Below are 23,300 nucleotides of genomic sequence, written 5' to 3' on the forward strand. Positions count from 1 at the left end.
CATACGCTGATGTATCCCGATTTCAGTGGGAGAGAAGGAACTTCATGTACCGCAGCAGGATCGGAGCGGCTATGTCGTGCCGACCGGCGGGATCGCTGCGGCGGGCATCTGCACGGCCGCAGCACTTTTCATCGCTCGGGGTCGACGAACGGCCGACCCGAAGTTGCCGCCATCGGTGGACAGATCGATACGACCGAATTCGGCCAGTGCGGCCGGGTCGAGCAGCGCGCACGGGTCGGCCGCCCGCGGATCGGGGATGGGGTCCAGCGCCGCGGCACCGGGCATCACCACACTGGCCGCGATGATCAGCGCCATCGCGACTAACCTCTGCGGCGCCCACCGCAGCCCGTCGCACTAGGGTGCGATCCCAGCCGCGCGGCGTCTGGTCGAGGCGCGCGAAGCGGGTCGCGGCCGTGGCGGCCGTGGGCCGGTGGATCGGGTTGGGCAGCGTCAGCTGGGTGAGTAGGGCCTCGAACGGCCCCGGACGGCGCTGCCGTTCGGTCACCGCGAGCAGTGTGGCCGCGAGCGCGTAGACATCCGATTTGGGACCGGCCGGACCGCCCGCTGCGACCTCTGGTGCCAGATACCGCCATTTGCCACGCGCGATATCCGGTGTGTCACCGGTGCCCGCATTGCGCAGGTCGAGTGAGCTGCCGAAGTCGGTCAGCCAGGCGTCGCCGTCGTCGGCGAGGATGATGTTCTCCGGGGAGATATCGCAGTGCAGGATGCCGCGATCGTGGCAGTGTGCGAGCGCGCTCGCGATCTGCTCGCCGACTATTGCCGCCCGGGCCGGGCCGAGTTTGCGTTGCTCGCGTGCTACCTCGGCGAGCGAGTAGCCCGGCACGTATTCCGTTACCAGCCAGCACACATCGTCGTGTTCGAAGATGTTGTAGACGCCGATGATGTGCTGATGTCGCAGGGCTGCCGCATTGCGCGCGGCGGTGCGCAGCCGCTGGGCGCTGTCCGGATCGTCCGGGCGTGGACATTTGAGCACGACGTCGCGGCCGAGGTCATCATCCGTCGCCCGCCAGGCCATACCCTCGCCGCCGAGCTTGAACAGCTCCCGCAGCGTGTACCGGCCCGCGATGCGGCCTCCGACGCCAACCATGCGCCCGCCCTCGTAATTCGGCCCAAATCCCGATATTCCGGCCCAAATCTCGCGAACGCAGTGTAACGCTCAGGGCTACATTCCGTTGTGCTGCTCGACAATTCGTGCCCACCGCGTTCTGTTCTGGTCGGTCTCGTCCGTGGCCGCCACGGGGGTTTGTGGCGGATTTCCGCTAGCGCCAGGTGTGGGTTGCTGCCATTGTGGATTGGGTGACGATCACGGCTTTGGATTTCGAACGCTGCTATCGGGCGGTGTCGACCCGGGACTCCCGATTCGACGGCCAGTTCTTCACCGCGGTGCGAACGACCGGAATCTATTGCCGCCCTTCATGCCCAGCGATTACGCCGAAGCCCTCGAATGTGACATTCCTGCCGACGGCCGCGGCCGCGCAGCAGGCCGGATACCGGGCCTGCCGCCGCTGCCTGCCCGATGCCGCCCCCGGCTCGCCGCTGTGGAATACCCGCGCCGATCTGGCCGCACGGGCGATGCGACTCATCGGCGACGGCGTCATCGAGCGCGGCGGCGTGCCCGCACTGGCCGCCACGCTGGGCTATTCGCAGCGCCAGGTGACCCGGGTGCTCACCACCGAACTGGGTGCAGGTCCGCTGGCGCTGGCCAGGGCGCATCGCGCGCACACCGCGCGGCTGCTGATCCAGACCACGAATATGCCGATGTCCGATATCGCCTTCGCGGCCGGATTCGCCAGCATTCGCCAGTTCAACGACACCGTCCGCGAGGTATTCGCGGTCAGTCCGACCACCATGCGCACCGAGGCGCAGCGGGTGGCCCGCTCCGGCAGCCACCTGGTGCCCGCCACCAATGGATCGCTGACGCTGCGGCTGCCTTTCCGGGAACCGCTGGACCGCGGCTGGCTCGAGTGGTTCCTCTCCTCGCACGTCGTGCCGGGCATGGAGCTATGGGAGGACCGCGCCTACACCCGGAGCCTGCGCACCCCGCACGGACATGCGACCACGCGGCTGAGTTTCCAACGTGATCACGTCCGCGCCGAACTGTCCCTGCACGATATGCGTGACCTCGCACCGACCGTCGCACGGCTGCGGCATCTGCTGGACCTGGACGCGGACCCGGTCGGCATCGACGAGGCGCTCGGTGTGGTGCCCGCCGATACCGAAGTCATCGAGACGTCCGGACGAGATCTCCCGGACGCCGGTGCGGCACCGGCCGACCATCCGTTCAATGTCGGTGCGGCCACCGCCCGCCGTGGCCGAGCCCGCCCGCCGTTCACTCCCGGTATCCGAGTGCCCGGCGCACTCGATGGTCCAGAGTTATTGCTGCGCACCATGATCGGTCAGCAGATTTCGGTATCCGCCGCCGCGACCCACACCGCTCGACTGGTCGAGGCGCTCGGCGAGACGATCGACGGACCGGTCGCACGGCTGTTCCCGACACCGGCCGCCATCGCCGAACGCGGGGCCGAGGTATTGACCGGTCCGGCACGGCGGATCCGCTCGATTATCGGCGCGGCTTCGGCTCTCGCCTCCGGCGATCTGGTGCTGCACCAGGGCCGCACCGCCACCGACCTGCGCCGCGACCTGTTGGCGCTGGAAGGTGTCGGACCGTGGACCGCCGATTATGTGACCATGCGACTGCTCGCCGATCCGGATGTGCTGCTCGATACCGATCTCGTCGTCCGCCAAGGCGCCACTCTGCTCGGCGTCGATCTCACCGATACCGCGCGCTGGGCCCCGTGGCGTTCGTATCTGTCCATGCACCTGTGGAAGGCCGCGCTCGCCGGTCGCAAGGCCACACCGCCGAAAGCAACCGCGACGCAGGCCGTCGCCGCAACGAAAGCGAAAACCCGATCGTGACAACCGATTTCGCGACCTCCGACACTCCGATCGGCCCGTTCACCGCACTTGTCGACGCGGACGGTGCGGTACTCGCCGCCGGCTGGACCGACGACGCCGAGAACTTGCGGCAGTTGATCCACCCGAGGCTGCGGCCCAGCGAGCTGCGCAGACGTGCTGACCTCGGCGAGGTGACCCACGCGATCACCGCCTACCATCGCGGCGAGCTGACCGCGATCGACGCGATCGAGGTGCGTCAGCAATCCGGCGAATTCCTCATGCACGCATGGGAAGTGCTGCGCAAAATCCCGGCGGGCGATCCGGTCACCTACACCGAATACGCCGCCATCTCCGGCCGCCCCGACGCCACCCGCGCCGCCGCCAATGCCTGCGCCCGCAATGCCGCAGCGCTTTTCGTACCGTGTCACCGGGTTCTGCGCATCGGGGGAGCGCTCGGCGGGTTCCGCTGGGGGCTGCCGGTCAAGCGTTGGCTGTTGGATCACGAGCGTGGCGAAGCTCAGTCGACCATCGCATAGTCGGATCGTTCAGCAGCAACGATTCTGCGGATTGGTATCCGCATCCGCATGTCGCCGCCGCCAATAGTCGCGCTCCGACGGAATCTCGCAACCGGGGTGATTGCGCTGCAGATGGTCCACATAGCGCTGGTAATCCTGACCGCCGAGCACCGCGTTGAACCATGAACCGAATGCGCGAACCCTTGCCGCACAGGCACTTCCGGCCACCCGCAGACGCCGGATGACGGCCGGTCGAGGTGACCGGCCGTCATCCGGCCGCGCTGCCGCGGTCAATGTTCCACGGTATCCGCGGTCGCGCCCCTGGCATGGGCAGCACCCGGTGCCCGGACCTGCCCCGATTCGATCAGGGCATCCCATTCCTTCTGCACCGCTTTCTCTTCCGCGGTGGCGATGAAGCCGCGCGGCGCGAAGATCTTCGACGGTTCGTCCGGCGTCTCACTGCTCGGTCCGCCGCCTGCCCGCCAGGCACGGAAGCAGACCACCACACCGACCACCGCGACGACCAACACCAACACCGCGAAGATGACCGACAACGTGCCTTGGATGAACGTGTTGCGCACGATCTTGTCCATATCGTCGGCATTCTTGGCGGGCGCCAACAACTTTCCGGCATCGCGGGCGGCACTGTAGTTACTGTGCTGCTTCCAGTAGCCGAGCTTCGGATCGGCGGAGAAGATCTTCTGCCAAGATGCCGTCATCGTGACCAGCAGATCCCAGATCAGCGGCAGCGCGGGAATCCATGCCCACTTCACCAGACCCTTCTTGATCAGAATGGTCAGCACGACGGTGAGCGCGATCGCGGCCAGCAGCTGGTTGGAGATGCCGAACAGCGGGTAGAGCGTGTAGATGCCGCCGAGCGGATCGGTGACACCCATGAGCAGCACCGAACCCCAGGCCGCGACCACAATGGCCGAGCACAGCCACGCACCGGGCCGCCACGACGGATCCTTGAACTTCTTCGCCGGACCACCCAGATTGCCGAGCGAATCCGAGAGCATGAAGCGCGCGACGCGGGTACCGGCGTCGATGGTGGTGAGGATGAACAGCGCCTCGAACATGATCGCGAAGTGGTACCAGAACGCCTTCAGCCCGGAGCCGCCGAGGAATCCGGACATCACCTGGGACATGCCGATCGCCAGCGTCGGCGCGCCACCGGTGCGCGAGATGATGCTGGTCTCGCCGACATCCTTGGCGGTCTGGGTCAACTCACCCGCGGTGATCGGATCACCGCTCAAGCCAAGGGAATTGGTGTACGCGGCGGCCTTCTCGGCGGTACCGCCGGTGAGACCCGCGCCCGCGTTCATGGCGAAGTACAGGTGCTGGTCGATGATGCTCGCGGTGATCATCGCCATGACCGCGACGAACGACTCCATCAGCATGCCGCCGTAGCCGATCATCCGCGCATGTGACTGCTTCTCCAGCAGTTTCGGCGTGGTGCCGGAGGAGACCAAGGCGTGGAATCCGGACAGCGCACCACATGCGATGGTGATGAACAGGAACGGGAACAGGCTGCCCGCGAAGGACGGACCGTTGCTGTTGTGCGCGAACTGCGACACCGCGGGCGCCTTCAGCACCGGCATGGTCAACACGATGCCGAGCGCGAGCAGGCCGATGGTGCCGATCTTCATGAACGTCGACAGGTAATCGCGCGGTGCGAGCAGCAACCACACCGGCAGTACCGAGGCGATGAAACCGTAGACGATCAGCAGCCAGGCGATCGTGGTGCCGGACAGCGTGAACAGGTCACGGCCCCAACCGGATTCGGAAACCCACCGGCCGGAGATGATCACGAACAGCAGCAGTGCGAAGCCGACGACCGATACCTCGCCGACCCGGCCCGGCCGCACGAAGCGCAGGTACAGACCCATGAACAGGGCGATCGGGATGGTCATGCCGATGGAGAACACACCCCACGGGCTACCGCCGTGCAGCGCGCCATCCGGACCCTTGACCGCCGCCAGCGCCTGCACGACCACGATGCCGAGCACCGCGAGCAGGATCATCATGATCACCAGCACGGCAACGATCGCGGCGACACCGCCGATCGGCCCGAGTTCGTCGCGGGCCATCTGCCCGAGGCTACGACCGCGGCGCTTCGACGAGGCCCACAGCACCAGATAGTCCTGCACCGCGCCGGCGAGGACAACGCCGACGATGATCCAGATGGTGCCCGGCAGATAACCCATCTGCGCGGCCAGCACCGGTCCGACCAGTGGACCGGCGCCCGCGATGGCGGCGAAGTGGTGCCCGAAGAGCACCCGCCGGTCCATCGGCATGTAGTCCTTGCCGTTCTCCAATTCCTCGGCGGGCGTGGCCACATCGTCGCGCGGCTTGGTGATCCGGTATTCGATCAGCCTGGCGTAGAACTGGTAGGCGGTCACATAGGTACAGACCGCCGCTATCACGATCCACACCGCATTGACGTTTTCACCGCGGGAGATGGCGAGGATGGCCCAGGCTATCGCTCCGACGACCGCGATCGCCCCGAAGATCGCCTTCTTCCGTGGCGTGATCGGGGAGTGATCGACCACCCCGACGGGCGGCAGATCGGGATCCGTCCGCAAATATTCGATTGTCGCCATCCGCTTACTCTCCTGAAAAACGCGCAGGATCCTGCTCAAACATCTGACAACGTATCCGATTGGTGATGTCGATCGGGCTCGTTTCCGATCGGCTTTGGACAACGTTAAGTTTTGTTCGTGTGTCGGCCATCACGTCGGTGTTGCCGAACGTATGCTGCCATGCGATTCCGCCAAGCTCCACACCCGCCTGGAGGAGGGCCTCGTTGCGCAGGCGCACGCTGCTCGGCTCGGTGCTCGCCGCGCCGCTGCTCGCCGGGACCGGCTGCGGGGCCGATGACGACGCCCTGACTTTCTTCTTTCAGGCCAGGCCGGAGGAGGCGCGGGTCCGGCTGAAGATCATCGACGAGTTCCAGCGGCAGCATCCGGAGATCCGGATTCGCACCATCATGTCCGGGCCGGATCCGCTGCAGCAGATGCTGACCTACTGTGCGGGCGGCAAATGTCCCGACGTCATGATGGCGTGGGAGTTGCTTTATGCCGGTCTCGCCGAGCGCGGGGTGCTGCTGGATCTGCGCACGCTGCTCGATCGGGAGCCCGAATACGCTGCCGCACTGCGTGCCGACAGTTATCCGGCGCTCTACGACACCTTCACCTACGGCGGTGGGCAGTATGCGCTGCCGGAACAGTGGTCAGGGGTGTTTCTGTACTACAACCGGGACCTGTTCACCGAAGCCGGAGTGACCGCGCCGACCCGGTGGCGTGATGCCTGGTCCTTCACCGAATTCCTCGATGCCGCAAAGGCACTCACGCGGCATGAGTCATCCGAGCGGAGCCGGCAGTGGGGCTTTGCCGACGCCTGGGTGCCGTATTTCTCGGCCGCGTGTTTCGGTATGAACAATGGGGCGGAGTGGTTCTCGCCGTCGGTGGATCCGACGAGAACCAATCTCGGTGATCCGCGGTTCGCCGAGGGATTCCAGTTCTATGCCGATCTCGCGGTTCGCCATCGGATTGCACCGAAAGTTGCCGACCAGCAGTCGGTTTCGGCACCCGACCTGTTCCGCCGTGGGCGGGCGGCGATGGCGATGGGTGGGCATTGGCTGTATTCCGAGTTCGCCGGACAGGATGATCTGCCCATCGATGTCACGGTGCTGCCGGTGGGTCCGCATGGCGGCCCGGGGGCGATTACCGATGTGGGCAGCACCGGGTTGTCGATCGCCGCCGATAGTCCGCGCATCGAACAAGCTTGGGAATTCGTGAAATTCGCGACCGGGCCGGTGGGACAGGCCATTATCGCCGCCTCCGGACTCTTCGTGCCGGTGCTGAAATCCGCAATGGGCTCCGCTGGATTCGCCGACGCGCATCGCGAGATACGCAACCTCCAGGTGTTCACGGAGGGGCCGGAGAATTCGCGGGCGCTGCCGGTTACTCCGGTGTGGGGCAAGGTTTCCGCGTTGCTCGAGCGCGGTGGGAATCGGGTGCTACGCGGTGCCGCAACCGCTGAATCCATGAGCGCGTCCCTGGCAGCCGATATCAATACCCTTCTGGAATCCTCATGAAACTGTTCGGTAGCCGGATGCGTGCGCCATACGAGCAGGGGCGGCTTGCGCGGCGGCGTGAGCGGGCGGGTTGGGTCTTCGTGGCACCGAATCTGGCGGCCGTGCTGGTGTTCTTGCTGTTCCCGCTCGGAGTTTCGTTGTATCTGAGTCTGCACTCGTGGGACTTGTTCAGTGCGCCACGGTTCGTGGGGGTATCGAACTATCGACGGCTGTTCGTGTCGGATCCGTTGTTCCTCATCGCATTACGCAATACGGCGGTGTTCACCGTATCGACGCTCGTGCCGACAGTGGTGATCGGACTCGCGGTTGCAGCGGTTCTCAATCGAAAGTTGGCCGGTATCGGCATCTTTCGAACCATCACGTTCCTACCGCTGGTCGCTTCGACCGTGGCCATGGCGGTGGTGTGGCGCTTCATCTTCACCACCGATGACGGGCTGCTCAACATCATGCTCGGCTGGGTCGGCATCGATCCGGTGCCGTGGCTGACCGACCCGGATTGGGCGCTGGTCTCGTTGAGCATTGTGACCGTATGGAAGAGCGTGCCTTTCGCGACGGTCATCCTGCTGGCGGCGATGCAGGGGGTACCGGAGACGTTGTACGAGGCGGCGCGCATCGACGGGGCTGGGGCGCTGCGGCGCTTCTGGTCGGTGACGCTGCCGTTGATTCGCGGGCCACTGTCGTTCGTCTTCGTCATCACCATCATCAACTCGGTGCAGGCCTTCGATCAGGCCTATGCCTTGACAGGCGGCAACGGTGGGCCGGAGACGGGGACCTATCTGCTCGGAATCATGTTGTTCCAGAACGCCTTCGGGTTCTACGAGGTCGGCTATGCGGCGGCGCTGGCCTGGGTGATCTTCGCGATCCTGCTGGTGCTGACGCTATTGCAGCTGCGGTTCGCGCGCCGGGCGGAGGTGGAGTTGTGAACGCGTACGAGGCGGTTCGATCGCTTCCGGTGCGGATCGGTGTGCGGGCGTGCAGTACCGGCCGGGTGGAGCGGGCCATTCTGCGCCGGACGCTGCGCGGCGTCCTGATCTATGTGGCGCTCGTCGGTGTCGCCTGGTGTGCGCTGTTTCCGATTCTGTGGGCGTTGTCGGGTTCGTTGAAGCGCGATGGCGAGATCACCGAGCCGACACTGGTTCCCGCGCGTCCGCAGTGGTCCAACTACGGGAAGGTCTTCGACCTGCTGCCGCTGGGGCGGATGCTGCTCAATACCGCGTTCTATACGCTATGTGTCACGGCGGGGCAGGTCTTCTTCTGTTCGCTGGCCGGATATGCGTTCGCGCGCTTGCGATTTCGTGGAAGGGACGTACTTTTCCTCGCCTACCTCGGCACGCTGATGGTGCCGCTGACGGTTACCGTGATTCCGCAATTCCTGATCATGCGCGCCTTCGGCTGGGTGGACACACCGTGGGCGATGATCGTCCCCGGCCTGTTCGGCAGCGCATTCGGCACCTATCTGATGCGCCAGTTCTTCCGGACCTTGCCCGCCGAACTCGAGGAAGCTGCGATCATCGACGGGTGCACCACCTGGCAGGTGTTCTGGCGAGTCTTGTTGCCGCACACTCGTCCTGGGCTCATGGTGCTGGGGGTACTGACCTGGATCACGGTCTGGAACGACTTCCTGTGGCCGCTGATCATGATCCAGCGCAACGACATCGCCACCGCCACATTGGGTTTGGTGCGGCTGCAAGGCCAGTACCACACGCAATGGCCGATTCTCATGGCCGCGGCGGTGGTCATCCTGCTGCCGCTGGTGGTCGTCTACGCGATCGCGCAGCGGGCGTTCGTGCGCGGTATCGCAGCATCGGGTCTCGGCGGGCGTTGACGGCCGCGCTGATGGCGGCCGTCGTTACTACTCGCCCCAATAGGTGCCGAAGCTCCAGAGGTTGCCCTCCGGATCACGGACGGTGAAGCCGCGCGAACCATAGTCCTCATCGCGCAGGCCGCGCACCACCTCCGCGCCCGCCGCGACCGCGCGGTCGTGCAGGGCGTCGGGTTCCTCGCAGACGAGGTAGATCGAATCGGTGCCCGGTCCGCGCTCACAGAACGGGTTGTCGCCCTTGCCGATGGAACTGAACATGATTCCGCCGCCGAGCGGCCAGCGCAGTTGGCCGTGCTCGATGAACGACGGATCGTCCTCCCTCGCGTAGAGCGCGACCTCCTGGAAGCCGAACGTGCTGGTCAGGAAGGCCACTGCCGCGGGAGCGTCGGTGAAATTGAGGCACGGCCATACGGCGGTGCGAGTTGCTGTGGTCTGCGGTGAATCCGTTGGTGTTGTCATGGATTCAGCCTCACCCGCCGGACCCCTCCGGGTCTTGGACAGATGGAATCTCCTCCGCGAGCCATGCGGTCGGGCTGCAACCGGCGAGTTCCGCGAAGTCGCGGTCGAGGTGGGCCTGGTCGTAATATCCGCAGGTCGCGGCCACCTGCGCGATCGTCACATAGGACGGCGTGTGTCCGATCATCCGCCTGGCGCGTTCGAAGCGGGCGATCCGAGCGGCGAGCTTGGGACCGAGCCCGAACTCGGCGCCGAAGCGGCGGGCCAGATGTTGACGGCTCCAACCGATCTCCTCGGCGAGCGGGCCGATCTGGGCCGCACCATCGGATTCGACCAAAGTGCGCCAGGCCCAGGTCAATTCGGGCGTCACCAGGCGATCGTGACAGGCCAGCCTGGTCAATACCCGATCACAGGCGGCGAACCGCTCCGGCCAGGTCGACAGCTCCTGCAATTCCTCCCACAGCTGCCGACCGACCGGCCCCGCCACCTCGGCGCATTCCACCGAGGTGTTCCACAGCGCACTCGCGGGCATACCGAACAGGGCCCGGCTCCCGAGCGGCGTCAGCTCGATCCCGATCCCCTCCTGATAACCGTTGTGCGAGATGACCGCCGAACTGGCCTGCAACCCACTCAGCACACACCGGTAATCCTCCGGCGACTGCCGCGAATCCGTCTGCGCCACAACGTCGATACTCGGTCCGATCGACACGATGAACGTCATATGCCGCGACGGCAGCCCCCGATGCAACCCGGGCGCGAAACCGCTCAGCCGATACCCGAGGTATCCATCGATGAACGCCGCGAGCGCAGGTGCCGGACGTGCCGTCACCACTTCGGTGGTCGGCTCCATGCCCGCCAACGCTACGCCGCCGATCGGCTATCGCAAGGCGAGTCAGCCGGCAACGTTGATGTGGTGGTGGATCGACCGCGGATCCGCCGCCAGCTCGAGCAGGCAGGTGGCCAGGTCCTCGCGGCTGATCCGGATGCCGAATGTCACGTTGCGATCGACGGCGGTTCGGTAGGAACCCTTCGCCGGACGGTCGGTGAGCTGCGGTGCTCGCACGATGGTCCAATCCAGTTCGGTGTCCCGCGTCGCCTGCTCGGCAGCGGCCATATCGTCGAGGCTGTGCCGCAGCAGCGGCCGCAGAATGAGCGGCTTCACCACGAAGCGGGTGCACCAATCGTCGCCCGGCCCAGCGATTCTCGCGCTATTGCTGATCAGAATCAGGCGTCGCACGCCCACCGATGCCATGGCCTTGGTGATGGCGAGTGCGGCATCGGTGGCGACCGTCGTCGGGCCCTTGTCCCGTGAACCGATGGTGTCGAGCACGGCATCGGCGCTTCGGATGGCCGTCTCGATGTCATTGGGATTCATGACGTCGGCCTTGATCACGCGCAGTCGTGGGTGATCCGCGAGTGCGTGCTGACCGCGCACAACCGCGGTCACCTCATGTCGGGCGGCGAGTGCCTGGCGCACGAGGTGTTCGCCGGTGCGGCCGGTCGCTCCGAAGATCGTGAGTCGCATGTCGATCCCTTCAGGTTGGTGAGTATTTACTAACCTAGGATGGGTGAGTACTTACTAACCTGTCAACCGGAAGGCCGCATGGGCACGCGTGACCAGATTCTCGATGCCGCGGCGGAAATCATGCGCAACCGTGGCGTCGTCGAGGCGACGACCAAGGAGATCGCCAAGGCGGCGGGCTACTCCGAGGCCGCGCTCTACAAGCACTTCAGCGATAAAGAGGACCTGATTCTGAATGTCCTCCAACACCGCATGCCCGGACCCGCCGCGAGCCGACCCGAACCAGGTTCGGCCACGGTCGAAGCCAACCTCGCCGCCCTCGCCCGTGCCGCCCTGACCTTCTACCAGCAGTCCCTGCCCCTCCTCGGCGGACTACTCGCGCAACCCAAACGCATGGCGGCACATCGCGATTCGATGCGTCGGCACGGTGCGGGTCCCGGCCACGCCATCGCCGGAATCGCCGCCTATCTGAGTGCCGAACAGCAACTCGGCCGACTCGGCCCCGAAGCCGATGTCGAAACCGCAGCTGCGCTCCTCGACGGCACCTGCTTCCACCAGGCCTTTTTGCGGTTCTACGAGGAGGGGCCTGACGCGGCTGCCGCCCCGGACGAGTTCGCCGACAGCCTGGCCCGGACGCTCGTGCGCGGGCTCGGATCATCCGACGAGTAGCGCCTCTCACCTGGACGGCCGCGGCGGTGAGATATCGCACTCGGCGCGGTAAATAGGTGAGGGTTGTCGCAGCGTCGGGCTACCTTTACCCCTCCTAAGGATTTTTGGAGGTGTGATGCGGCGGGTGCAATACCAGCGCAGCGGTGGTCCGGAGGTCCTCGAGCTGGTGTCGGCCGAGGTGCCGACGCCGGGCCCCGGGGAACTGCTGGTCCGGGTCGAGGCGGTTGGTGTGACACTGCCGGTGGTTCGCAAGGTACGTGAGCCGCGGGAGCCGATCGCGCTGGGTGGCGAGGTCGCGGGCGAGGTGGTCGCGGTCGGTGACGGCGTGACCAGCTGTATGCCCGGCTACCGTGTCACCGGTTTGGTCTTCGGCCACGGTTATGCCGACTACGCGCTGCTCTCCGCCGCCATGGCCTCGCCGATTCCCGACGGTGCTTCAGCTGTCGATGCGGTCGCGCTGGTCCGCAGCGGTTTGGTCGCGCTCGGCGCCCTCGATGCCGCGAATCCCGAGCCGGACGAGTCGGCGCTGATCACGGCCGCCGCCAGCGGTGTCGGCCACCTCGCTGTGCAATTGGCGCGGGTGCGCGGGGCTTTGCGTGTGGTGGCGGCGGTCTCCGACCTCGCCAAGGCCGACTTCCTCCGCGGCCTCGGCGCCGACGAGGTCGTCGCCTACGACCAGGAATCCTGGGGCGAGCCCGTCGACTACGTACTCGACGCCGTCGGCGGCGACCTCCTCACCCCGGCCATCGCGGCCCTCGCTCCCGGCGGCCGACTCGTCGCATACAGCTCGGGCGGGGGCACCATCCAGGCCTACGACCTGCTCGTCGGCGCCAAATCGGTGATCGGCTTCCAAATGGCCCGCATCGCCCGCAACTCCCCGGACCTGTGCGAACACTGGCGCCAAGAACTCTGGCAATACTTCGCCTCCGGTCTACTCCGCCCCGTCGTCCACGCGGAATTCCCGCTGGAAAACGCCGCCGAGGCCCACGCCGTCATCGAGAACCGCTCGAACCTCGGCAAGGTCATCCTGATTCCCTGACGACCGCCCGCGACTGCTCGATTCAGCGCCCGTGCCGTCGCAGCCAGCCGATACCGCGATGGCCTGCGGGCAAGCCGACCGCGTGCGCCGCGTAGACTCTCTTCCTCGTGAGCGAGTGTGCGAGCGAACCATCCAACACAGCGTCTGAGACGTACGCGGCGGCCGAGCGAAGCGAGGTAGCCGCGTGAGTCTCACCCTTGGAATCGTCGGCCTGCCCAACGTCGGAAAGTCGACGCTGTTCAATGCGCTGACCAAGAACGACGTGCTGGCCGCGAACTATCCGTTCGCGACTATCGAGCCGAACGTCGGGGTGGTTCCACTGCCCGATCCGCGACTGGACAAGCTGGCCGCGATATTCGGCTCCCAGCGCATCCTGCCCGCCACGGTGTCGTTCGTCGACATCGCGGGCATCGTGAAGGGCGCATCCGAGGGCGCTGGACTCGGCAACAAATTCCTCGCCAATATCCGCGAGGCCGATGCCATCTGCCAGGTGGTGCGGGTTTTCGCCGACGATGATGTGGTGCACGTCGACGGGCGCGTCGACCCGCTCGCCGATATCGAGGTGATCGAAACCGAGCTGATCATCGCCGATATGCAGACCCTGGAGAAGGCGATCCCGCGGCTGGAGAAGGAAGCCAAGGTCAAGAAGGACCGCAAGCCGCTGCTCGACGCGGCCAAGGCCGCCCAGGAAGTTCTCGACAGCGGCAAAACCCTGTTCTCCGCCCGCGCCCAACTGGACGGCGAACTGCTGAAAGAACTTTCGCTGCTCACCACCAAGCCGTTCCTCTACGTCTTCAATGCCGACGAGTCGGTGCTCACCGACGAGGCGAAGGTGACCGAGCTGAAAGCTGCTGTCGCACCGGCGGATTCGGTCTTCCTCGACGCCAAGGTCGAAGCCGAACTCCTCGAACTCGACGACGAATCCGCCCTCGAACTCCTCGAATCCATCGGCCAAACCGAACCCGGCCTGCACGCCTTGGCCCGCACCGGCTTCCACACCCTGGGCCTGCAGACCTACCTCACCGCAGGTCCGAAAGAGGCCCGCGCCTGGACAATCCACCAGGGCGACACCGCCCCCAAGGCCGCCGGGGTAATCCACACCGACTTCGAACGCGGATTCATCAAGGCCGAAGTAGTCGCCTACGACGACCTAATCGCCGCCGGCTCCATGGCCGCCGCCAAGGCCGCGGGCAAGGTCCGCATGGAAGGCAAGGACTACGTCATGGCCGACGGCGACGTGGTCGAATTCCGTTTCAACGTATAGCGTTTCACCTTCTGCGAAGAAGTAGGCCAGCGCACGTATCGCTGCTGGTAGAGACTCTGCTGAGCTCCCATTCGGTGTCCGGGTGGGGCTCAGTCGTTTTCATCGGCACCGCGCGATGGCCGGTTCGGTCAGCGCGGTAAGCGGCATGTGTGTGCGTTCGACAGTGTGGCCCGATCCGGCTTGTGGCCTTGTGGCATGTCCGCGCTACCGTCCTGGAGCCATGACATGGAGGAGATCATGAGTTCGACTGCGCGGCTGAGTTATTCGATCGACGTCAGCTCCGATGCCGGCATCGCCGGTGACCGTGACACGCTCGGAGGTTGGCCCGTCCTGGATGCGGATCAGCCATGGCCGGTATGCAACTGCGGTCAGCGGATGTCCCTCTACTTCCAGCTGCGGGTACCCGCCGACGTTCCGCACTTTGGCGGCGACCAGCTGCTGGTCTTCCAGTGCCCGGCCGAAAGCGATGCTTGCTTCCCTGCCGACCCCCAACTGCCTGCCGAGTTCTGGGACGCTCCTCCCGAGAACAGCCATGCATTCTGGCGAATCCTGCTGCAGCGTAATGGTGTTGCCGCGCGCACCGCCGACCCTTATTTACGACCGCACCGTCTGGAATTGCATCGGACCGAGGACCTGGACCACGACAACGGCGAGGGTCCATTGCAGGGTTTCAAGGTGGGCGGTGAGCCGTTCTGGGTGCAGGAACCCGAGCGCTACCGCTGCCCGTGCGGAAGCGAACTGAGCTTCCTCTGCCAGGTTCCCGAGAATTTCGAGTTCTATCACTACCTCAATGATCTGGATGAGTCTGTCGATTGTCCGGCCTTCGATGATGGGCTGCTGTTGGGCAATGTCGTCTACATTCTGGCTTGCCCGGCGCATTGCCATCCCGCGGCGGCCTACCCGGTCTGCCAGAATTAACCGCGCTGGGGAGACGTGTTCAGCGACCACGTCGTGCCCGCTGCGATGATCGACCGCATCGTCGACCACGCCGACGTCCTCCCCTGAAAGGCAGGGGAGCTACCGACTCGGAAACACCGAAATCGACACACTGCCAAGCCATCGCACCGACGGCAGACTCACCATCAAGTGGCCGATTTTCCAAGAGCGCAGCCGGCCCGGTATTGGACGAGCGTGGACATGACCCCGGTCGGCGAGCGTACCGAGGTTGCTCAAAGCAGCCGCCGAACTCCCGCCCCGGTTCTCGGTCGGCACCACGAACAAGGGGGGTGATCGCGTTCGGGCCGAAGCCGATGGACGGACCACCGAGATGGGTCCTGCGAGTCAGCGGCACCCGGCCATGTCTGCGTGACATTTCCGAGATCATTTCGTAATGTATCGGTGACGCGTCCCCAACGATAGCCAGTACTCGAGATTATGCCTGGTCAACACCGCAGACGTCCGGTCGGCCGCAAGCGCACTCCGCTAGCTGTAGTTGTGGCTGCGTGTGGCATCGGTGCCCTTGTCGCAGTCGTGCTGTGGGTGGCGAGCCCGACCGCTCAGCATGCCGCGGTCCAAGCAGCCCCTGCCGCCGCGCCGTCGACGGCACAGCCGGCACCGGCAGCTGCGGCCGAGCAACTAGGACCGTCGGCCGAGGAATACATCAAACACCTACGCGTCCCGTGTTCGACCGAACTCGCCGGCACCCGACCGCATGTGGCACAGGTGGGCCACTTCCTCGGAAAGATGTTCGGGATCACCGACATCGGCGGTGCTTTGGGTCGTGGCAACGACGATCATGGCGCCGGCCTGGCAGTCGATTTGATGACATCTGATTCCGCACGCGGCGATGCGATCGCCGAATTCGTGCTGGCCAATCAGCAGCGTTTCGGTGTGACCTACGTGATCTGGCAGCAGCGATACAACGACGGCAACGGCTGGTCGTACATGGAAGACAAGGGGAGCCCGACCGCAAATCACTACGACCACGTGCACGTATCCTTCGCCGCGAATGCCCCTGATGTGGACGTACAGTGCTGACCGCCACCGCACACCGAACCGAACGCCACCTATGTTCGTCGGTCCAGTGCGTGGCGTCGTCCGGGTGGGTATGAAAGGCCACGACCGTCGCCTCCCCAGGTTCGTCAAGTCACGGCTGACTTCACATCAAGATCTCGCAGCTGCTCGACCAGATTGATCCGCCCCGCAGCGGATCAGCCTCTGCGAAGAAAGTAGGGCGGTGCGTGTATCGCTGCTGGTAGAGACTCTGCTGAGCCCCGATCCGGTGTCCGGTTGGGGCTCAGTCGTTTGGTTGACGCCGTGCGATCGCTGGTTCGGTTGGCGCGGTATGCGGCATTACGGTGCGTGCTGGCGGCGTTGGTCTTCGAGAGACTGCGGAGGCCGGTTCGAGCCGCGCGGGCTGCGACAGCACAGGGCGCGCTAGTCGTACGAGCGGCTCACGAAACCGTCAGGGCGGATCAGCACCGTCCCGTATGGCCAGCCGTCCACGAGGTGCACCGGAACGTCGGCCTCCACGTCGGGATCGGCCGTGAGTACGCACCACTGCGATCCGACGAGATCTAGCGTGGACACCCCGTCGGCCACCCACATGTGCGGCAGGCGGGATCCCGGCGACCCGTCGAGGTCGAGGTCGAGGTCCTCGGTGGAGGGGAGTTCCGCGCCGCCGTACCGGTAGCCCATGTGCACCACGGGCGCGTTGATCGCCCCGGCTGCCTTGCGCGCCTCTGCCATGTCTTTCCCCCAGTGCAGGGACGGATTGTTGAACCGCAGGTGCGCCTGCGCCATCGTCATGAGGGCCACTGGATGGCGCTCCGCGTGATAAGTCTCCAGCAGTTCGGGCCCGGCCTCACCGCGCAGCACGTGTGCGAGTTTCCACGCCAGATTGTGTGCGTCGGCGATGCCGGCGTTCAGCCCGAACGCGCCCAGTGGGGGGATGGCGTGCGCCGCGTCTCCCACCAGGAAGACCCGACCGACGGAGAGGCGATCGGCCACCTGGCCGCGCCCCCGGAACGTCAGCACGCTGCGGATCTCCACCTCGATCGACGGGTCGCCGAGCGCAGTGCGGATGAGCTCCGGAGTCGGCTCCGTGTCGAGGCGGGTGAGGAAGACCCACTCGCGTTCGCCGTCGACGGTCACCAGCAGGCCGGTCGCGTCCGGATGCTCGATATTGCACATCGCGAACGGCTCGCACGGACGCAGATCAGCGTCGAACAGGACACTCGTCGTTTCCTGACCGATCACACCGGGACCGGTGAGGCCGATGCCGAGGATCTGCCGAACCCGGCTGCGCACACCGTCGGCCGCCACCAGATAGCGCGCCCGCACGACACGCCCGTCGGACAGGGTCGCCGTGACGCCGCCGGAGTCCTGCTCGAACGAGTCGAGCGCCACGCCGAACTCCACGTCGCCGGCCTTGGTGATCAGCACACGGTCGAGCCGGTTCTGTGCGCAGGTGCCGCGGATCCGGGCTGGTGTGTAGGTGAGCTCGGCCGCGGTTCTCGTCTTCCACTCCGCGCTTTCGGTGAAGTCGGCCTCGGCGAGTGTGCGTCCTCTGATCTTCCCCGCCCGCAAGTCGACCGCGGCCTCGTTGACCGCGTGATCCAGGCCGACCTCGCGCAGGATCTCCATCGTCCGCGACCCGATGCCGGTGGCCCTGGGGTGAGGCGACAGCTCCGGCTTCTCCTCGACGACGAGGGGCTTGACGCCGTGGTGTCGCAACAGCACCGCGAGCATCAGCCCGACGGATCCGCCGCCGGCGATCAAAACATCTGTGGATACAGCGTGCCCGTTCATGGGCACACTGTATCCGCTTCGGTAGACTCTGTCCATGTCGCTTATCTGGGAGCGTGACCCGTACCGGTCGAAAAGGCAGGCCCTGAGCCTGGAGCGCATCGTGGACGCGTCCGTCGCCATCGCCGACGCCGAGGGGCTCGACGCGCTGTCGATGCGCCGCGTCGCCGCCGAGCTGTCGACCGGCACGACCTCGCTCTACCGCTACGTGGACAGCCGCGACGACCTGCTCGATCTGATGGCCGATGCGGTACAGGGCGACCACGTGCCGCTGACGGGAGACTGGCGCGCCGACCTCGAGGCGCACGCCCACCACGAGCGCGAGCTGTGGCTGCGGCACACCTGGCTCGCCCCACTGCTGGCCACCCGACCATCGCTCGGCCCCAACTGGCTGCGCGGCCTGGAACACGCCCTCACCGCGGCCGCGCCGCTGACCTCCGACATCGCCGACGCGGCCTCGGCCGTCGGGCTGATCAGGGACTACGTGCGCGGCGCGGTCATGCGCGAGCTCGCCGAGAAACAGACCCAGCGGCGCACCGGTCAGACCGAGGACCAGTGGCGCGCCGCCGTCGCCCCCTATATGCGCAAGGTCATCGAGAGCGGCGCATATCCCCAGGTTTCGCGCATGACCAAGTCCGTCGACCTGAGCCCGGCCGAACAGTTCTCGTACGGCTTGCGTCGCATCCTCACCGGGATCGCGGCTCAGCAGACGGCAAAGTGATCACGAATGCGCCGAAGCCGAACCTGCCGGACGGGGGAACCATCTACGCGACAGACTGCATCCGGCATGAGGGTGCTTTCGCCGTCAGCGTGGGGAGTGCCGGTGCCTGGTGTCGCGCCGCAGTCCAACCTCTGGCGAGTTCCGGGGTGCTCCCGCTGCAGGCGACGCCGACAGCCTGTCACTCGTTGATCTAGTGAGTTCCGCAGCAGCGCTGGCCTTTTCGGGAGGAACGGGCTGCATAGGAGTTCACGCCGGGGCGAGGGGCCACTTAGCGGTGCCCGCCGGTGTGATCGTGGGAGCAGGTGTCGGTGCGGCGGCCGTCCACAGTGGTGGCTGCCTGCCCCGCGCCGTGGCCTTCCAGGGCCGCGAACGGTCCGCACTGGTTGGCGGTGATCCAGACATGGACCATCGGATTCCCCGCGCCGGGGTTGATCGAGTTGGGCGGGCAGGTGCCCTGGGCGTCGGTGACACCAGCGACCTGAGGACCGTCGGCGCTGTTCTTCCAGCAGAGGTTGTCGTGGACGTGCCACTGCATCAGGGGCCCGCCGTAGTCCACCAGCTCGGTGTCGTCGATCTTCTTGCCCTTGGCGATGTACATCGCCGAGACCAGGGTCCGATCGGTGCCGTCGACCCGGTAAACCAGGGACTCTGGGTGGGTGGCGTCGAGGAATCGGTCGTCGCGGATGTAGCCGGTGTTGATGTAGTGCTCGTAACCGGTGGCCGAGTCGCCGATGGAGCGAAAGCCCAGTGCGCCGATGGAACTGACGTCGGCGAACGCGGGTAGCTGGTCGAGGGTGCTGCGAATCAGGGCGGTCGCGCGCCGCTCCTGCGCGGCGGTCACGCCCGGCACGCCGGACACATCGATCGGGCTCGCCGGATCCCACGGCCGCGGCCATGCGGTGCCGGTCCCATGGTCGGTGTGGTCGCCGCCGGCATGGGTATGGTCGCCAGCGTCGTGGCTGTGCGCGTGTCCGGCGCCGCCGAGCATCGCCGCGACGGCGAGGGCGCCGGCCAGACCGGCAGCGGTCGCGGTCGGTGCCGTGGGCAGTGTCGCCCTGGGGCGCGCCAGGGCGACGGTTGCACCGGCGATCGCGAGCAGCCCCAGCGCCGCGCACGTGCTGTCGAGGAACTGCGGCGCCTCCGCCGTATCGAGGCCGTCGGGCCATGGCAGCCCCGCGAACCGGGTGTACCCCCAGATCACCATCGCGACGAGGTTCACCCCGATCACCGTGACCGGCACGGCCTTTCGCGTGCTCACCGACGCCAGCAGCCCGGCCGCGCATTGTGCTGCCGCGAGCACGACCATCAGCCGGGCGAGGGTGGCGTGCTCGGTATGCAGTCCCGCGGCGAACAGGTGCAACGCACCCGCCCCGACCGACGCCGCACCACCGAGCAGCAGGAATCCGTTGCGCCCACCAGTCATGTTCGATCTCCTTCGTTCGCCCTGGACGCTACTGGGCCGGGTCCGGCCCCGCTCCCATGACTTGTGAGAGATCTCTGTGGTTTCGAGCCCTGTCACGGCGCCAGGCCGCGGTACACCGACCCCGAGACTGCGGCCCTTCGGCGTGCGCGGTCATCGGCATGTTGGTGCGTTGAGGCTCGAGGAAGTCCGCATCTGCGTGCGGACTCCTCTCGGGCTCGTTCTCCCGAAGCCGATCGCGCCAGTCGATGCGATAGGTCGGGAATGCGGTGTGGACCGCAGACCGCACTGCCCAACAGGTTTCGATCATTCCGAGGCTGTCGTGGGGCCGTCGCAGCCACGATGTGCTGCCACGATCGGCCTCGGCGTAGCGACAGCGGCGCGGAGAACGTGATCTCACCATCAGGATCGGGTGTGAACTGCCACGCCACGGTGACCGTGTCCTCGGGGCCGAGGGTGCGCCACCACCGAAACGCACGCCCGAATCGCAGATACGAGGTGTCGGTCGGTGCAGTGATGAGGCGCACCGCGACGATCGGCGTCGGGTTCGAGGTTGACTGCGCGACGCTACGGCGACGTTGTCGGAATGCGAACGTGTGGCCATGCCTTGGCAAGTGCGAGTAGCTGGCGCAGCTCCGCGGTGAGGTCCCGTGCCCCCGGTAGGACTTGGTGCCGGGGAGTGAACCGGGTTGCGGTCGGCGGGTGTCCGGCAGCTTTGGTGGCAATGGCCTCGGCGATGCGGCGGGCGTAGGTATGTGGGTCGCCGCCGGTGGCGGCCAGATCGTCGGGGCTGTCGCTGTAGCGCTTGAGATGCAGCAGGCTGTCGCGGATCTCGACCGTCATGCGGTGCAGACGGATGGCCGGGTCTGTCCGGCCGTTGTGGTCGCGCCGCATCTCCAGGACGATTTCGGGTACGGCCGCGGTGAGATCGGCCCACATCGGCCGCAGGCGGCGGCAGTATCGCCCGGTGCGGTCCCATCCGATGTGGGTGAGCAGGGTGCTGATCAGCGGCACCGTGACCGCGGCGGGGGCGCCGACGGCCGAGAGAAAGAAGCCGCTCCATGCTTTCCAGTGCATCTCGGGATCGAATGAAGGTTGGCCTGTCATGACACTGATGGCGGTCTCGAGCGGGTCTACGACCGCTACGAACCCCAGGCCAACCGTGTTGCACAGGGACACCGTGTACAGTGCGCGTTCCTGCCAAGTGCTGTCGCCTCCGGTGCGCATCTCGCGCACACATACCCGGCCGATGAGCAGGGCCGTAGCGCCGAGCGGCAGGGAGAACGCGACCCAGACCACGACAGCGGGCCAGCCCAGGGTTTGGTCGATCAACTGGTCGGCGCGGCGGGCGGGCGTCCCTGCGATCAGGATGACGGCGGTGGCGGTGATCGTGACGAGGTAATAGCGCCGCTGCCTGCGCCACGTGTGGGCGGGATCGGCGCCTGCCCACAACTTGGCAATGCCGTAGATATTCGAGATGGTCAACACGGCTGCTCCCAGCGAGAGCTGTCCGGCGATGTTCACCACGTCGCTGTCGTCGCCGGGCAGCAGCCAGGCCAGTGACTGTTCGAACCACGCCTCCTGCAACAGGTTTTCGAAGAGAGCGGCGGCGAGCGCGCGGTTGATGAGCCGGTCGACGATGCCGTCCCGCAACAACCACCACCGACCGGCGAGCACCAACGTCATACCTGTCAGGACGGGCCAGGTGATCAGACCCGGGATCGGGGAGGTCATCTCATCGATGCCGGTTTCGGAAGAACGTCGAGCGGAACCGGCTCGCCGACCGCTTCGGCAGCATCGCTTCGACCAGCAGCAGGTCGGCGAAGGTTTCGGCGGTGCGCTCGCGCTCACTGCCGTAGTCTTGGCGGCGCAGTACGCTGCGGATGGTTTCCAGCGACAGCGAGGGCATCAATTCGCGCAACGGCAGATCAGCCGCGGCACCACCGGGACCGCTCGCAGTCCCTCCGTGGCCGAGCAGCATGTGACCGATCTCATGGGCGATGATGTGATCGGCATGCCATTCGGTGTCGGCCCCGTACATGATCACGTCGTCGCCTTCCCGGGCAATCCACAGGCCGCTTCCGGTGCCGCATCCGTCCCCCAAGAGTGCGCCGACGTCGATCGGGCACAACGTGATCGGCCGTTCCCGGTACTCCGCCACCCGCGCGATATATTCCGCCATGTTCCATGGGTGGGGGATCGGTACCAGGCGACCCAGTTCCTCGAATCGCGCGGCGAGATCCTCCATTACGCCTTCCTCTCGTCGATCACATGACCTATGCCGATATTGCGGCGAGCGTAGTCGCCGACGGAGCATTGTCGCGGACATGGCCTGTCGCGCAAGCATTCTCGCACCCGCCTTCGGCGGATCGGTCGCAACATACGCGGCCACAAAGACATCCGGATCGCACGGCGCGCAGAGACGATCTCGCGGCTCGCCGCCGTTGCCCGTGAGCGCGGAGAGGTCAGCCTCGGTCTTCGCCGGGCGTTGGCGGTGTAGGCATTTCGACTCGCCTACCTGTCTTCGGCCTGGCGCTACAGTGCGTCCGGATCGATCGGTCGGCAGGGATCAGTCGGGGGCGGTGCGGGGGCGGAGGATGACGACCGGGATTTCGCGCTCGGTCCATGCTTGGTAGGTGTCGAAGTCGGCATAGGCATCGACGAGCTTCGGCCATAGACGTGCGCGTTGTCGGGGGTCGGCGGTAACCGCGTGCACGGCATGGCGTTCGCGGCCGATCTGGATGTGGGTGTCGGGGGCGGCGCGCAGGTTGTGGTACCACTGCGGGTGTTTGGCGAGGCCGCCCTGGGACGCGACGATAACCGTGTCGGCGTCGTCTGTGATGTAGAGCAGCGGTGTGGTGTGGGTGGTCCCGGATTTCCGGCCTCGATGCTCGAGCAGCAGAGTCGGTACCGGTTTACGGAATCCGGCGCCGATGCGCCATTTCCCGCCGATGCGTCCACCGGTGCGTTTGTAGACCCAAACTTGGATTTTGCCTGTGTATTTGAAGATCTTCGGCAATACGGGCGAGTCGAGCTGTTTGGGACGTGGTGGAGGGGTCATTGCGTTCCTTCGATCCGGCCGACTGGCTTGACCATACATCTTGTCACAT

General features: G+C 66.0%; 23 protein-coding genes. 11 read left to right on the forward strand and 12 right to left on the reverse strand.

Features of this window, described 5'->3' with window-relative positions; genetic code table 11:
- Positions 1-22 precede the first annotated feature (22 nt).
- A complete protein-coding gene (locus ACIBW7_RS23170; RefSeq protein ID WP_397049469.1) occupies positions 23-1,108 on the reverse strand; it encodes a serine/threonine-protein kinase in 1,086 nt (361 codons plus the stop codon).
- Between the two features lie 200 nt (positions 1,109-1,308).
- On the opposite strand from ACIBW7_RS23170, the gene ACIBW7_RS23175 reads away from it, so the two are divergent.
- The gene (locus ACIBW7_RS23175) at positions 1,309-2,937 is read left to right on the forward strand and encodes a DNA-3-methyladenine glycosylase 2 family protein (RefSeq protein WP_397049471.1); all 1,629 of its coding nucleotides are present in this window, start codon (positions 1,309-1,311) and stop codon (positions 2,935-2,937) included.
- Positions 2,934-3,452, forward strand: a complete 519-nt coding sequence (locus ACIBW7_RS23180; protein WP_397049473.1) for a methylated-DNA--[protein]-cysteine S-methyltransferase — start codon at positions 2,934-2,936, stop codon at positions 3,450-3,452. The genes ACIBW7_RS23175 and ACIBW7_RS23180 overlap by 4 nt, the downstream gene beginning before the upstream one ends.
- 9 nt (positions 3,453-3,461) lie before the next feature.
- Here ACIBW7_RS23180 and ACIBW7_RS23185 read toward each other — a convergent pair whose 3' ends face one another.
- Both ACIBW7_RS23185 and ACIBW7_RS23190 read right to left on the reverse strand, forming a co-directional pair.
- Positions 3,462-3,725, reverse strand: coding sequence for a YbdD/YjiX family protein (locus ACIBW7_RS23185; protein WP_397049475.1), 264 nt, complete (start codon positions 3,723-3,725; stop codon positions 3,462-3,464).
- Positions 3,722-6,034 carry a carbon starvation CstA family protein gene (locus ACIBW7_RS23190; RefSeq protein WP_397049477.1) on the reverse strand — a complete coding sequence of 771 codons (2,313 nt, stop codon included), beginning with the start codon at positions 6,032-6,034 and terminating at the stop codon, positions 3,722-3,724. Before ACIBW7_RS23190 ends, ACIBW7_RS23185 begins: the two co-directional genes overlap by 4 nt.
- A gap of 203 nt (positions 6,035-6,237) precedes the next feature.
- Between ACIBW7_RS23190 and ACIBW7_RS23195 the strand changes: the two genes are divergently transcribed.
- The 3 genes from ACIBW7_RS23195 to ACIBW7_RS23205 all read left to right on the forward strand — a co-directional run bounded on the left by ACIBW7_RS23195 (position 6,238) and on the right by ACIBW7_RS23205 (position 9,355).
- Entirely contained in the window at positions 6,238-7,530 is a 1,293-nt protein-coding gene (locus ACIBW7_RS23195; protein WP_397049479.1) for an ABC transporter substrate-binding protein, read from the forward strand.
- Positions 7,527-8,453, forward strand: coding sequence for a carbohydrate ABC transporter permease (locus ACIBW7_RS23200; protein WP_397049481.1), 927 nt, complete (start codon positions 7,527-7,529; stop codon positions 8,451-8,453). Before ACIBW7_RS23195 ends, ACIBW7_RS23200 begins: the two co-directional genes overlap by 4 nt.
- 65 nt (positions 8,454-8,518) lie before the next feature.
- A complete protein-coding gene (locus tag ACIBW7_RS23205) occupies positions 8,519-9,355 on the forward strand; it encodes a carbohydrate ABC transporter permease (RefSeq protein ID WP_397049964.1) in 837 nt (278 codons plus the stop codon).
- Between the two features lie 27 nt (positions 9,356-9,382).
- On the opposite strand, the gene ACIBW7_RS23210 is transcribed toward ACIBW7_RS23205, so the two are convergent.
- Genes ACIBW7_RS23210 through ACIBW7_RS23220 form a run of 3 tightly spaced genes read right to left on the reverse strand, consistent with a single transcriptional unit; the run spans position 9,383 to position 11,333 of the window.
- Positions 9,383-9,811, reverse strand: a complete 429-nt coding sequence (locus ACIBW7_RS23210; protein ID WP_397049483.1) for a VOC family protein — start codon at positions 9,809-9,811, stop codon at positions 9,383-9,385.
- A 10-nt stretch (positions 9,812-9,821) separates the two neighbouring features.
- Positions 9,822-10,658 (reverse strand): helix-turn-helix domain-containing protein, encoded by an 837-nt coding sequence (locus ACIBW7_RS23215; protein ID WP_397049485.1) that lies wholly within the window; start codon positions 10,656-10,658, stop codon positions 9,822-9,824.
- 42 nt (positions 10,659-10,700) lie between these two features.
- On the reverse strand, positions 10,701-11,333 hold the full coding sequence (locus ACIBW7_RS23220) for an NAD(P)-dependent oxidoreductase (RefSeq protein WP_397049487.1): 633 nt from the start codon (positions 11,331-11,333) through the stop codon (positions 10,701-10,703).
- 78 nt (positions 11,334-11,411) lie between these two features.
- On the opposite strand from ACIBW7_RS23220, the gene ACIBW7_RS23225 reads away from it, so the two are divergent.
- The 5 genes from ACIBW7_RS23225 to ACIBW7_RS23245 all read left to right on the forward strand — a co-directional run bounded on the left by ACIBW7_RS23225 (position 11,412) and on the right by ACIBW7_RS23245 (position 16,279).
- Positions 11,412-11,999 carry a TetR/AcrR family transcriptional regulator gene (locus ACIBW7_RS23225; protein ID WP_397049489.1) on the forward strand — a complete coding sequence of 196 codons (588 nt, stop codon included), beginning with the start codon at positions 11,412-11,414 and terminating at the stop codon, positions 11,997-11,999.
- Positions 12,000-12,114: 115 nt separating this feature from the next.
- On the forward strand, positions 12,115-13,038 hold the full coding sequence (locus tag ACIBW7_RS23230; protein ID WP_397049491.1) for a zinc-binding alcohol dehydrogenase family protein: 924 nt from the start codon (positions 12,115-12,117) through the stop codon (positions 13,036-13,038).
- Positions 13,039-13,222: 184 nt separating this feature from the next.
- Positions 13,223-14,302, forward strand: a complete 1,080-nt coding sequence (ychF, locus tag ACIBW7_RS23235) for a redox-regulated ATPase YchF (RefSeq protein ID WP_397049493.1) — start codon at positions 13,223-13,225, stop codon at positions 14,300-14,302.
- A gap of 225 nt (positions 14,303-14,527) precedes the next feature.
- On the forward strand, positions 14,528-15,220 hold the full coding sequence (locus ACIBW7_RS23240; RefSeq protein ID WP_397049495.1) for a hypothetical protein: 693 nt from the start codon (positions 14,528-14,530) through the stop codon (positions 15,218-15,220).
- 456 nt (positions 15,221-15,676) lie between these two features.
- On the forward strand, positions 15,677-16,279 hold the full coding sequence (locus ACIBW7_RS23245; protein ID WP_397049497.1) for a hypothetical protein: 603 nt from the start codon (positions 15,677-15,679) through the stop codon (positions 16,277-16,279).
- Between the two features lie 399 nt (positions 16,280-16,678).
- On the opposite strand, the gene ACIBW7_RS23250 is transcribed toward ACIBW7_RS23245, so the two are convergent.
- Positions 16,679-18,052, reverse strand: coding sequence for an FAD-dependent monooxygenase (locus tag ACIBW7_RS23250; protein ID WP_397049499.1), 1,374 nt, complete (start codon positions 18,050-18,052; stop codon positions 16,679-16,681).
- 34 nt (positions 18,053-18,086) lie between these two features.
- On the opposite strand from ACIBW7_RS23250, the gene ACIBW7_RS23255 reads away from it, so the two are divergent.
- On the forward strand, positions 18,087-18,770 hold the full coding sequence (locus ACIBW7_RS23255; RefSeq protein ID WP_397049501.1) for a TetR/AcrR family transcriptional regulator: 684 nt from the start codon (positions 18,087-18,089) through the stop codon (positions 18,768-18,770).
- Positions 18,771-19,038: 268 nt separating this feature from the next.
- On the opposite strand, the gene ACIBW7_RS23260 is transcribed toward ACIBW7_RS23255, so the two are convergent.
- From ACIBW7_RS23260 to ACIBW7_RS23280, 5 genes are all read right to left on the reverse strand, one after another.
- Positions 19,039-20,193, reverse strand: a complete 1,155-nt coding sequence (locus ACIBW7_RS23260; RefSeq protein ID WP_397049503.1) for a hypothetical protein — start codon at positions 20,191-20,193, stop codon at positions 19,039-19,041.
- A 92-nt stretch (positions 20,194-20,285) separates the two neighbouring features.
- Entirely contained in the window at positions 20,286-20,717 is a 432-nt protein-coding gene (locus tag ACIBW7_RS23265; RefSeq protein WP_397049506.1) for a DUF5984 family protein, read from the reverse strand.
- A 40-nt stretch (positions 20,718-20,757) separates the two neighbouring features.
- Positions 20,758-21,924 (reverse strand): MAB_1171c family putative transporter, encoded by a 1,167-nt coding sequence (locus tag ACIBW7_RS23270; protein ID WP_397049508.1) that lies wholly within the window; start codon positions 21,922-21,924, stop codon positions 20,758-20,760.
- A gap of 1 nt (position 21,925) precedes the next feature.
- Complete coding sequence (locus ACIBW7_RS23275; RefSeq protein ID WP_397049510.1) at positions 21,926-22,438, reverse strand: hypothetical protein; 513 nt, start codon at positions 22,436-22,438, stop codon at positions 21,926-21,928.
- A gap of 321 nt (positions 22,439-22,759) precedes the next feature.
- Positions 22,760-23,251: a nitroreductase family deazaflavin-dependent oxidoreductase gene (locus ACIBW7_RS23280; RefSeq protein ID WP_397049512.1), complete on the reverse strand. Its 492-nt coding sequence runs from the start codon at positions 23,249-23,251 to the stop codon at positions 22,760-22,762.
- Positions 23,252-23,300: the final 49 nt, after the last annotated feature.

Source organism: Nocardia sp. NPDC049526, assembly GCF_044465765.1.
Lineage (GTDB): Bacteria > Actinomycetota > Actinomycetes > Mycobacteriales > Mycobacteriaceae > Nocardia.